Origin of the sequence: Nocardia africana NBRC 100379 (assembly GCF_001612635.1) — a bacterium.
Classification (GTDB): domain Bacteria; phylum Actinomycetota; class Actinomycetes; order Mycobacteriales; family Mycobacteriaceae; genus Nocardia; species Nocardia africana.
This window is the reverse complement of the sequence record NZ_BDAV01000005.1, coordinates 599,337-608,619: the sequence shown is the minus strand read 5'-3', so window position 1 is coordinate 608,619 and position 9,283 is coordinate 599,337. Positions and strand designations below refer to the sequence as shown.

Sequence of the window (9,283 nt, the reverse complement as noted above, 5' to 3'; positions counted from 1 at the left end):
AGCGTGCAGTGGACATCCGATGACGAACCGCTGTTCAACCAGGCATTCACCTACCGGCGCGCTCAGATAGTCGCGCCGCAGAAGACCGGCAAGGGCCCGTGGGGCGCGTCGATGGCGTGCCTCGAAGCGGTCGGACCGTCACAGTTTCTCGGCTGGGCCGAGGAAGGCGACGGGTACGCGTGCTCGGACTGGGGTTGCGGCTGCGGCTGGGAATACGAATATCTCCCGGGCGAGCCGATGGGCATGCGTCACCCGTCGCCGGTCATCCAGCTGACCGCGAACAACGAAGACCAGGTCGGCAACGTCTACCGTCCGCTGACCGCGATGATCCGGCTCGGCCCGCTCGGCGACCTGATGGCCGTGCGCGAGGGCTTCATTCGCATATTCGGCGGTGTCGGCGGCGAGGACTTCGACCGCATCGACGCGGTCACCAGCTCGGCGCGCGGCCGAGTCGGCAACCCGGTGTCGTGGGTACTGCAGGACGAGACCGGCCTCTACACCAAGCAGAACAAGATGGTCGGCATCGCCGAGACCCAACGCCGCGGCGCGGCCGGCATGGGCGGGCGAACACTCGAAACCACGAACGCGTGGGATCCCGCTGAGAACAGCACCGCGCAGCGCACCTACGAATCGAACGCCACAGACGTGTTCCGGTTCTACCGGGAGCCGCCGAAAGCGTTGTCGTGGAAGAACAAACGCGATCGCCGCCGGATCCTGAAATACGTCTATGAGGGCTCGCCCTGGGTGAACCTCGACAGCATCGAGGCCGAGGCCGCCGAGCTGAACGAGGTCGACCCCGCGCAGGCCGAACGATTCTTCGGCAACCGGTTGGTCGCCCGCGCCGGCACATGGCTGCCGCCCGACCTGTGGGACGCGGCTTATGCCCAAGCTGTGGCTTCCTAATCCGCCGCCCGGCACCGCGATCGCGGTCGGGTTCGACGGGTCGGAGAACAACGACTGGACCGCCCTGCGGGCCGAGACCCGCGAGGGATTCCAGTTCACCCCGCGATACGGGCCGGACAAGCGGCCGACGATCTGGAATCCGGCCGACTGGGGCGGGCGGATCCCGCGCGGCGAAGTGCACGCCGCGGTCGCGGAAGTGTTCGAAACCTGGCGGGTGGCACGGATGTACGCCGACCCGCTCGACTGGCGCAGCGAGATCGGCGACTGGGCACTCGCCTACGGAGAAGAACACGTCATGGAATGGGCGACAAACCGAATCAGCCCGATGTACTTCGCAATCCGCAGATTCGAAACCGACCTGACCACGCGGCGAATCACACACGACGGGTGCCCGATCGCGGCCACCCACATCGGCAACGCCCGCAAGGTATCGAAACCCGGTGACAAGTACGTGCTCGGCAAGCCAGCTGATCACCAGAAGATCGACACCGCGATCGCGTCCATCCTCGCCCACGAAGCCGCATCGGATGCGCGCGAGGCCGGATGGGAAGACATCGACGGCCGCATGTTCTCGATGCGGTGACACACCAGGAGGTGAGCGCTACATGGTCGAGCTGCGTACAACGCTCACCGACGACGAACGCGACATCATCAACCGACTCAACGCGAAGCATCACCGCCTGGCGCGCGAGGACAAGAAGCACGACGCCTACTACAAAGGCACGCAACGGTTGAAGCACCTCGGCCTGGCGGTGCCCGAGGAGCTCCGCATTCTCGAACTGGTCATCAACTGGCCCGGCATGTACGTCGACGAACTGATGCGGCGGCAGAAGGTCAAGAGCGTCTACCAGCCCGGCAGCGACGGCAGAGGCCCGGCCGACAAGCCGCTGCAGGAAGGGTTCACCGCGAACAACCTCGCCTCCGAGATCCCGATCCTGTGCAAGGAAATGCGGATCTTCGGCCGCGGCATGCTGTCGGTCGGCACCAACGAGGACGACCCCGAGCACCCGCTGATCCGGGTCGAGTCTCCTCAGCAGATGACGGTGCTCGTCGACTCGCGCAAACGGCGTATCGTGGCGGCGCTGCGCCAGTACTACGACGAGGACATGCGGCAGCGGGTCGGAACGCTGCTGCTGCCCGACAAGACCATCCAGATCGTGATCCGGGCAGGCATCTGGGATCTCGACATCGTCGGCGACGACAACGGCGTCGACGAGCACGGGCTCGGCCGCGTGCCGGTGGTTCTGGCGCTCAACCGGCGTCGGCTGGGGCACTGGGACGGCGAAACCGAGATGCGTTCGGTCATGCCGATCACCGACGCGTGCGCGCGGACGCTGACCGACCTGCAGTACGGCGTCGAGACCGTCGCAATGCCCAAGCGGTACGCGCTCGGTTTCAGCAAGAACGATTTCGTCGACAAGAACGGCAACCCGCAGCCGACGTGGCAGACCTACCTCGATGCGCTGTGGGCGACCCAGAAGAGCCTGAAGGACGCCCATATCGGTCAGCTGCCCGGCGCGGACATCTCCGGTTTTCACAACACCGTGAAGATGTATGCCGAGCTCGCCTCGAGTGTGACTGGTCTGCCGTTCCGCTACTTCGGCGCCAACACCGCGAATCCTGCTGCGGAGGGCGCGATCCGGGCCGACGAGTCCCGCATCGTCAGCAACGTCGAGGAATCGAACACCCATGTCGGTGTGGCGCTCGGCTGGACGATGGCGCTGTACGAACGATTCCGCACCGGCGAATGGCCCGCGGCTGGTCTGCCCATCGCGCTCGATTGGCGCGATGCGTCGACCCCGACCCTCGCCGAGGAAGCGGACTCGATCGTGAAGAAGGCCGGCGGTGTCCCGGTGCTCTCGCGTGAGGGTTCGTGGGATGAGATGGGTTGGGACGAGGCACGCAAGGCCCGCGAGCTCGGCTACTTCGCCGCCGAGGCCGAGAATGATCCGGTGAACCGGCTCGCCCGTGACCTGAACACGAACGGTGCGGGCAATGCCACCGCTGCTGCCACCGGCATCGGCTGAGTACTACTCCGAACAGCGCGACATCACCGCGAAGGTACTGCGGGCGGCCCGCGACATCTGGGGCCAGCGTCCGCCGGCGGAGTTCGATGAGTGGTTCGCGGCCAACGCCGACCGGCTCGTCGCGACGATCACCGCGGGGCAGGCGAAAGCGGTCAGCGGCGCCGACGACTATGTCGGGCGGGTGCTTGACCAGCTCGGCACCCCGGTCGACCCCGACGTCGGTATCGACGCCTCACGCCTGGTCGGTATCGCCTCCGACGGCCGCGACCTCGAGGGCTTGCTGTACGGGGCGATCGTGCACGCCAAACACGACGTCGGGCAAGGCTATTCACCGTCGCTGGCGTGGGAGAAGGCCAGTAAGACTCTGCTGCAGTACACGCAGACTCAGGTCGCTGACGCAGCCAGGGTTGCGACCGGGCTCGCGATCACCGCCCGCCCCGGTGTCGGATATGTGCGGCTGATCAACGTGCCGTGCTGCCCGCGCTGCGCGGTGCTGGCTGGACGCTGGTACAAGAAGGCCTCGTTTCAACGCCACCCCGGCTGCGACTGCCGCAACATCCCCGCCAGCGAGGATGTCGCCGACGACCTGACCACCGACCCGCGCGCCTACTTCGACAGCTTGTCGAACGAGCAGCAGGACAAGATATTCGGCAAGGCCAGTGCCGAGGCGATCCGCGACGGCGCCGATATCTCGCAAGTGGTCAACGCCGAGCGCGGCATGAAGGTCGCCGGCGTATACGGCCGCGAGCTCGCGATCACCACCGAGGGCGTGACCAAACGCGGCATCGCAGGCAAGGCGATCCGGGCCCGTGGCCGCAACGCGAAGACCACGCCGCGGCTGATGCCCGAAGCGATCTACCAGATCGCCGAGGACCGCGCCGAAGTGCTGTCGCTGCTGCGCAAGAACGGCTACATCTTCGACGGACAGCCGAAACGGGTACCGAAGCCGACACCGCAACCCGCTGCGCCCAAACCCGCGCCCGCGCCCGCGGTCGAAGCCGCACCGGTCGAGACACCGAACATCGGCGAGGCAGCGCCGAAACGGAAGGCGCGCAAGACGTCACCGTTCGCCGGGCAGTCGACCGCGGATCTCGAGGCGCGGATGTTCGCCAAGGCCGAGGCCGGCATCGTCGACGACGAATTCGACGCTCTCGCCGCGGAGATCGACCGCCGCACACTGCGTGCGCAGGTCGAGCGGGAGCGTCGCGCCGCGGCCCGGGAGGCGAAGAACCGTACCGCGGACTCGACCTACGAGCAGCTGCTCGCGCGGGGCGTCGACGACGAGGAAGCGATCGAGCGGGCGTACGGCGTGCCGGTCGAGAAGCAGCGCCGCTACAACGCGACCTCGACCCTGAACAGCTGGGGTTACGAGGGCAAGAGCCTCGACGCTCAGATCCGCGCGTGGCACAAGGACGAGGCGTATCGGGCGTGGTTGCAGGCCGAGAACGACACCAACGGCTACATGCTGTCGAAGGCGGGCGAGAAGGCCGGCACCGATCCGCGGCGTCTGTGGTCGATGCCCGAGGCGCAGGCCCGCAAGCACGCCAGCGAAGAACTGCGGGCATGGTGGGATGAGCACGGGCGCGTGACGAAAGCCGAGCTGAAAGCGCAGCTGCTCGACCCGACCGAGCTCGCGCGGATCCAGTCGAGCAGAAGGGATTTCCTGGCATGAGCGCACAGGAATACCTCGACGCCCGTAACGCTGGTCGCGCCGCATTCGACGCCGGCGAACCGACCACCGCGAACCCGTACTCAGCCGCGGCCCGCGCCGGGCTGTCGTACCGCGACATCGTCGTCGACGGCGCCGATATCGCCGAGGCGAACCCGAAAGCGACCATGCTCGCTCGGCTCTGGCTCGCTGGCTGGCAATCCGGCCGCGACGCCGACGAATCGTCCCGCAGCTAAGCGGGATCCGCGCGCACCGCCCCGCGCACATCGGGCGGCACCCCTAATCGTCCCGACCGGCGCGAGGCCGGCCGGAATCTCCGCGACGGAGGAACACCAGTGGATATCAAGCTGCCAACGCATCCGGTCTGGGGTCGCGCGATCGGCCTCCGCCGAACCGGCGCACCGATCTACCTGATCCAGGGCGGATCGGGGGAGGGCGAACCTCCCGCCGAAGGCGGCCAGGGCGACGGCACCACGCCGCCGGCAGGTTCGGCGCCGCCGAAAGACGGGGAACCGAGCAAGGGCGGCGAGCCCGACGACTTGGGCGAGGGCGGCAAGAACGCGATCAAGGCCGAGCGGGCACTTCGCGCGGCTGCTGAGAAGGCACAGCGCGAGGCTGAGGCCAAGCTCAAGGCGATCGAGAACGCCAACAAGTCCTAGGAGCAGCGCCGCGAGGAGCGCATGCGCGAGCTCGAACGGGACGCCGGTCTGGCCCGCCGCTACGAGGCAGCCAACGAGGCCGGCCTGCCGCTGTCGATGGCCGGACGTCTGGTCGGCACCACTCGCGAGGAGTTGATCGCCGACGCGCAGGCACTCAAAGCGCAGATCGGCGGCGTGACCACCGATCCTGCGACCCCTCCCGTGCCCCCGACCCCGAAGCCGGACCGGCGACAGGGCGGCGGTAACCACAACGCCACTGGTGGATCAATGGCGGCCGGTCGTGACGAGTACCGGGCGCGAAAACAGCAGAACAGCAAGTAATTCCACACTCTGAAAGGAGGGACGATGGACCTCAACGTCAAGACGGAGATCTTCGGTCAGGACGACCAGTCGTGGCTCGCCTCGGCCGAGGGCACCGACCGTGCACGCTCGATCACCCTCGACCTGTCCACCTTCACCCCGGCCACTCACTACCCCGAGGGCTGGATGAAATCGGGCTACGCGCTCAAGAAGCTCGGCAGCGGCCTCTACGGGCTGTTCAGCCCGGGCGACGAGTCGGCCGCGGTGATCGCCGGTCACCTGCTGACCGCGGTCAAGGTGCCGGCGGGCCTGACCAAGGTGGCCGGTGCTCTGCACTGGCACGGCGCCGTGATCGTCGCCAAGTTGCCCCACACCGTCAACGCTGCCGGGCAGGCGACTGCCAAGCAGATCAGCTACTTCTGAGAGGAGGCGTCCGATGGCACTCGTGATCAATTCCGATTACGTCCAGCCGGCCGAACTGACCGGTTACGTGCGCGAAGCGTTGGCCGACATGCCGGTCAACGACCTCGCGATCGTCAACGATCTGTTGCCCGACACCATGATCGACGACGTCGAGTTCCGGGCGAACATCACTCAGCGCGGTCTGCGCCGAGCTGCTCAGTTCCGGTCGTACGACACCGAGGCGCGGATCACCGGCCGCAAGGGCATCACCCGGATCTCGGGTGAGCTGCCCCCGATGTCGGAGAAGCGGCGACTCGGTGAGTACGACCGGCTGCGGCTGCGTAAGGCCGACACCGCGATCCGCGACCTGATCTTCAATGACGCGGTCGAGCTGGCGGACGCGCTGCGCACCCGGATCATCATGGCCAAGGCCGAGGCGATCGTCAGCGGCAAGGTCACCCTTGCGGAGAACGGTCTGTCCCTGACCGCCGATTTCGGTCGCGCGCCGGGCAACACCGTCACCGCGGCGACCAAGTGGGGCGTGACCGGCGCCGGCGCAGCCGACCCGATCAACGACCAGGAGTCGTGGTTCTCGGTCTACCGGGCCACCAACTCCGGGAACCCGGGCCGTGCGATCACCTCGCAGCGCGTCATGTCCGCGCTGATGCGCAACGACAAGATCCGCGCCTACTGCCTCCCCCCGGGCTCGACGCAGGGCGTCGTGACCCGCGACCAGGTCAACGCGCTGTTCACCTCGTTCGGACATCCCCCGTTCGAGATCTTCGACGCTCAGGTCGAGGACGCGGCCGGCAACGTCCAGCGGCTGTTCCCCGACACCGCTGTCGTCTACGTGCCGCGGTCGGGCGTCAAGATCGGCGAAACCGCGTGGGGCACCACCGCCGAGGCGCTCGAACCCGACTACGGCATCGATGAGACCGACGCCCCGGGCATCGTCGTCGGTTCCTACATCGACGCCGACCCGGTCGCGCGGTGGACCAAGGCGTCGGGCATCGGTCTGCCGCTGCTGCTGAACGCGAACGCCACCATGATCGCGACGGTGCTGTGATGGCGGCGCTCAACACCACGGTGCACGTCTACGACGACGACGGCAACGCGCACATCTACGGGCCCGGAGATATCCCCGACGGTTGGGCGATCGCGAAGATCACCAACCCGGACGTGTGGGCCGACGAGGACGAGGCGCACGCCGAGGACTCGGGCGACGGCCAGGGCGACGGCCAGGGCGACGGCCAGGGCGACGGCCAGGGCGACGGCCAGGGCGACGGCCAGGGCGACGGCCAGGGTCCGGGCCCGGATGACCCGCCGGCGAAGCCGATGGACGAGTGGACTGTGCCGCAGCTGCGCGACTACGCGCACAAGGCCGGCATCGATCTCGCGGGCGCCACCAAGCGTGCCGAGATCCTCACCGCGATCGTGCAGGCCACTACCCCTGCGCCGAATGGTGATGCTCAGGCATGACCGCGTCTGCGCCGTTGTTCGATCTCGCTGATATTCAGGACATCTCGGGCGAAACATACGAGGAGCCGGAGAAAACGCAGGTCGAGCGGTTCATTGCGATCGCGTCGGCGAAACTGCGGTCGCGGGTGTCCAATCTCGACGAGCGAATCGCCGATGGCCGCCTCGATCCCGTCCTCGTGACAGGCACCGGCGCCGCGATGGTGCTGCGTGCTCTGACCAAGATGCGCCGCGGGATCGGGGTCACCCGCACCGAATATCCGGAGGTGTCCGAGCAGTACTCGGCAGACTCGCGAGCCGGGCTCGTGTATGTGACGACCGAGGAGCTCAACGACCTGCTCGACACCCCGGACGACGGCAGCGACGCGTTCACGATCAGGACAGGCCGATGACTCTGCCGGAGAAGTGGACCGTGCTGCGGCCCGGGCCCACCACGACCGATCCCAGTACAGGCAACGCGATTCCGGGCGAGCCGGAAGAGGTGCCGTGGACGGGTCTGCTGCAGCAGCGGATCATCACCGGGCCCGAGCAGGAAGACCTCGGCGGCGGTGTCACTACCGAACGTCTGACGCTGCTACTGGATCCCGGTCTGCCGGGCGGGCTCTCACGACGCGATGTCGTGCGATTCGACGGCCCGGCAACGGTTTCCGACCTCGTCGACGTGGGCGGCACCGTCACTGTGCAGGGCACCCCGCGAGTGCGGCGCCCGGCCACGGGGTCACGCCGTCCCGCCTATATCGCCGCCATCGTGCGGCACGCATCCGATATGAAGGAGTAACCCATGATCGTCACGTGGACCGATGACAACGGCATCACCCACACCGGCTCGGCCGAGGGCCGCGCCTACAAGCGGCACAAGGCCGAGCAGGCGAAGGCCGCCGCGCGTCCGAGCGAGCCGGTCGGCACTGTCGAGAGCGGTCTGATTCGGGCCATCCCCGAACCGCTCACCGAGGCAGCGGCACCGGCGGCCGAGGCGGCGCCGGCTGTCGAGCCGGCCGCGGTTTCCGAACCAACTGCCGAGACCGAGCCGCGGAAGCGCAGCCGATAGCTGATGGCCGGCTCGGCACGGCTGACCGTCTTCGATGGTGTGGTCAACCGCTCGGCGCGGGTGCTGTCGACGCCGCGGCGACGCGAGATCACCAAGGAGATCGTCGAGGAAGCGCGAGCGACCGCGCCCGTACTGACCGGCGAATTCCGTGACGGCATCCGCGAGGATATCCACGGCAACGACGTCGACGTCGTCGATGACGACCCCGACGCCATGTACAAGGAATACGGGACCAGCGATACCCCAGCGCATGCGACGCTGACCGACGCTGCCCGCAAGCGCGGCCGGTACTCCGGTTGGCAGCCGCGAGGGCGCCGCCGATGACACCGATCCCGTTCGCGCCCGGCGCTGTCCGGGCGTTCCTGATCGCGCAGCCGCAGTTCACCGCGAGGGTGCCTGCCGCAGCGATCACGACCCGCGACCTGCCCGACCCGCTCACCGCCGCATGCGTGACGCTGCGCGCGCCGGGCAACGTGGGCGAGGATCCGACGCTGCGCAAACCGCTCGTCCAGGTCGACGTGTGGGTGCCGAAAATCGAAATCCTCGGTGGCACCACCGATCCCGAAGAACTCGCGTGGGATGTCGCGGCGCTGGCAGGCGATCTGCTCGCGCGGGCCCGACCGCAGGAGTTCCGCGGATCCGGGTGGAAAGCCCGCTGGACCGACGGCCCGATCACCTTCGTCGACACCAAACGCGGCCCCGACAATCCGCTGTACCGCGCGACGATCCGCGTGGAACTCAAGATGCGCGCGCCGCGCCACTGAAAACCATTCCAGTGCAGCCTATTTCGTGCTGCGCG

The 9,283-nt window shown here is 67.8% G+C and carries 15 protein-coding genes; all 15 read left to right on the top strand.

The window, feature by feature from the left end:
• Positions 1-903 (top strand): hypothetical protein (locus NA3_RS37575; protein ID WP_062962969.1); only part of this gene is annotated, 903 nt, incomplete at its 5' end.
• Entirely contained in the window at positions 881-1,486 is a 606-nt protein-coding gene (locus tag NA3_RS08085; RefSeq protein ID WP_062962861.1) for a terminase large subunit domain-containing protein, read from the top strand. The genes NA3_RS37575 and NA3_RS08085, both read left to right, overlap by 23 nt.
• Before the next feature lie 22 nt (positions 1,487-1,508).
• The gene (locus tag NA3_RS08080; protein WP_062962860.1) at positions 1,509-2,930 is read left to right on the top strand and encodes a phage portal protein; all 1,422 of its coding nucleotides are present in this window, start codon (positions 1,509-1,511) and stop codon (positions 2,928-2,930) included.
• Positions 2,899-4,602: a hypothetical protein gene (locus tag NA3_RS38015; protein ID WP_062962859.1), complete on the top strand. Its 1,704-nt coding sequence runs from the start codon at positions 2,899-2,901 to the stop codon at positions 4,600-4,602. The genes NA3_RS08080 and NA3_RS38015 overlap by 32 nt, the downstream gene beginning before the upstream one ends.
• Positions 4,599-4,835 carry a hypothetical protein gene (locus NA3_RS08070; protein WP_062962858.1) on the top strand — a complete coding sequence of 79 codons (237 nt, stop codon included), beginning with the start codon at positions 4,599-4,601 and terminating at the stop codon, positions 4,833-4,835. The genes NA3_RS38015 and NA3_RS08070 overlap by 4 nt, the downstream gene beginning before the upstream one ends.
• Before the next feature lie 99 nt (positions 4,836-4,934).
• Positions 4,935-5,258 (top strand): hypothetical protein, encoded by a 324-nt coding sequence (locus NA3_RS08065; protein ID WP_062962857.1) that lies wholly within the window; start codon positions 4,935-4,937, stop codon positions 5,256-5,258.
• A 21-nt stretch (positions 5,259-5,279) separates the two neighbouring features.
• Positions 5,280-5,579: a hypothetical protein gene (locus NA3_RS08060; RefSeq protein ID WP_062962856.1), complete on the top strand. Its 300-nt coding sequence runs from the start codon at positions 5,280-5,282 to the stop codon at positions 5,577-5,579.
• Between the two features lie 24 nt (positions 5,580-5,603).
• On the top strand, positions 5,604-5,981 hold the full coding sequence (locus NA3_RS08055; protein ID WP_062962855.1) for a hypothetical protein: 378 nt from the start codon (positions 5,604-5,606) through the stop codon (positions 5,979-5,981).
• 13 nt (positions 5,982-5,994) lie between these two features.
• A complete protein-coding gene (locus NA3_RS08050; protein ID WP_062962854.1) occupies positions 5,995-7,026 on the top strand; it encodes a major capsid protein in 1,032 nt (343 codons plus the stop codon).
• Positions 7,026-7,439 carry a hypothetical protein gene (locus tag NA3_RS38010; protein ID WP_062962853.1) on the top strand — a complete coding sequence of 138 codons (414 nt, stop codon included), beginning with the start codon at positions 7,026-7,028 and terminating at the stop codon, positions 7,437-7,439. The genes NA3_RS08050 and NA3_RS38010 overlap by 1 nt, the downstream gene beginning before the upstream one ends.
• Positions 7,436-7,828 carry a hypothetical protein gene (locus NA3_RS08040; RefSeq protein WP_062962852.1) on the top strand — a complete coding sequence of 131 codons (393 nt, stop codon included), beginning with the start codon at positions 7,436-7,438 and terminating at the stop codon, positions 7,826-7,828. The genes NA3_RS38010 and NA3_RS08040 overlap by 4 nt, the downstream gene beginning before the upstream one ends.
• Positions 7,825-8,214, top strand: a complete 390-nt coding sequence (locus tag NA3_RS08035) for a hypothetical protein (protein ID WP_062962851.1) — start codon at positions 7,825-7,827, stop codon at positions 8,212-8,214. The genes NA3_RS08040 and NA3_RS08035 overlap by 4 nt, the downstream gene beginning before the upstream one ends.
• A gap of 3 nt (positions 8,215-8,217) precedes the next feature.
• Entirely contained in the window at positions 8,218-8,484 is a 267-nt protein-coding gene (locus tag NA3_RS08030) for a hypothetical protein (RefSeq protein WP_062962850.1), read from the top strand.
• Between the two features lie 3 nt (positions 8,485-8,487).
• Entirely contained in the window at positions 8,488-8,808 is a 321-nt protein-coding gene (locus tag NA3_RS08025; protein ID WP_062962849.1) for a hypothetical protein, read from the top strand.
• Positions 8,805-9,248 (top strand): hypothetical protein, encoded by a 444-nt coding sequence (locus tag NA3_RS08020; RefSeq protein WP_062962848.1) that lies wholly within the window; start codon positions 8,805-8,807, stop codon positions 9,246-9,248. Before NA3_RS08025 ends, NA3_RS08020 begins: the two co-directional genes overlap by 4 nt.
• The last annotated feature ends 35 nt before the right edge of the window (positions 9,249-9,283 follow it).

Coding starts and splice junctions, on each gene's coding strand:
- NA3_RS08085 (WP_062962861.1), top strand. CDS start 881: ATGCCCAAGCTGTGGCTTCCTAATCCGCCGCCCGGCACCGCGATCGCG.
- NA3_RS08080 (WP_062962860.1), top strand. CDS start 1,509: ATGGTCGAGCTGCGTACAACGCTCACCGACGACGAACGCGACATCATC.
- NA3_RS38015 (WP_062962859.1), top strand. CDS start 2,899: ATGCCACCGCTGCTGCCACCGGCATCGGCTGAGTACTACTCCGAACAG.
- NA3_RS08070 (WP_062962858.1), top strand. CDS start 4,599: ATGAGCGCACAGGAATACCTCGACGCCCGTAACGCTGGTCGCGCCGCA.
- NA3_RS08060 (WP_062962856.1), top strand. CDS start 5,280: ATGCGCGAGCTCGAACGGGACGCCGGTCTGGCCCGCCGCTACGAGGCA.
- NA3_RS08055 (WP_062962855.1), top strand. CDS start 5,604: ATGGACCTCAACGTCAAGACGGAGATCTTCGGTCAGGACGACCAGTCG.
- NA3_RS08050 (WP_062962854.1), top strand. CDS start 5,995: ATGGCACTCGTGATCAATTCCGATTACGTCCAGCCGGCCGAACTGACC.
- NA3_RS38010 (WP_062962853.1), top strand. CDS start 7,026: ATGGCGGCGCTCAACACCACGGTGCACGTCTACGACGACGACGGCAAC.
- NA3_RS08040 (WP_062962852.1), top strand. CDS start 7,436: ATGACCGCGTCTGCGCCGTTGTTCGATCTCGCTGATATTCAGGACATC.
- NA3_RS08035 (WP_062962851.1), top strand. CDS start 7,825: ATGACTCTGCCGGAGAAGTGGACCGTGCTGCGGCCCGGGCCCACCACG.
- NA3_RS08030 (WP_062962850.1), top strand. CDS start 8,218: ATGATCGTCACGTGGACCGATGACAACGGCATCACCCACACCGGCTCG.
- NA3_RS08025 (WP_062962849.1), top strand. CDS start 8,488: ATGGCCGGCTCGGCACGGCTGACCGTCTTCGATGGTGTGGTCAACCGC.
- NA3_RS08020 (WP_062962848.1), top strand. CDS start 8,805: ATGACACCGATCCCGTTCGCGCCCGGCGCTGTCCGGGCGTTCCTGATC.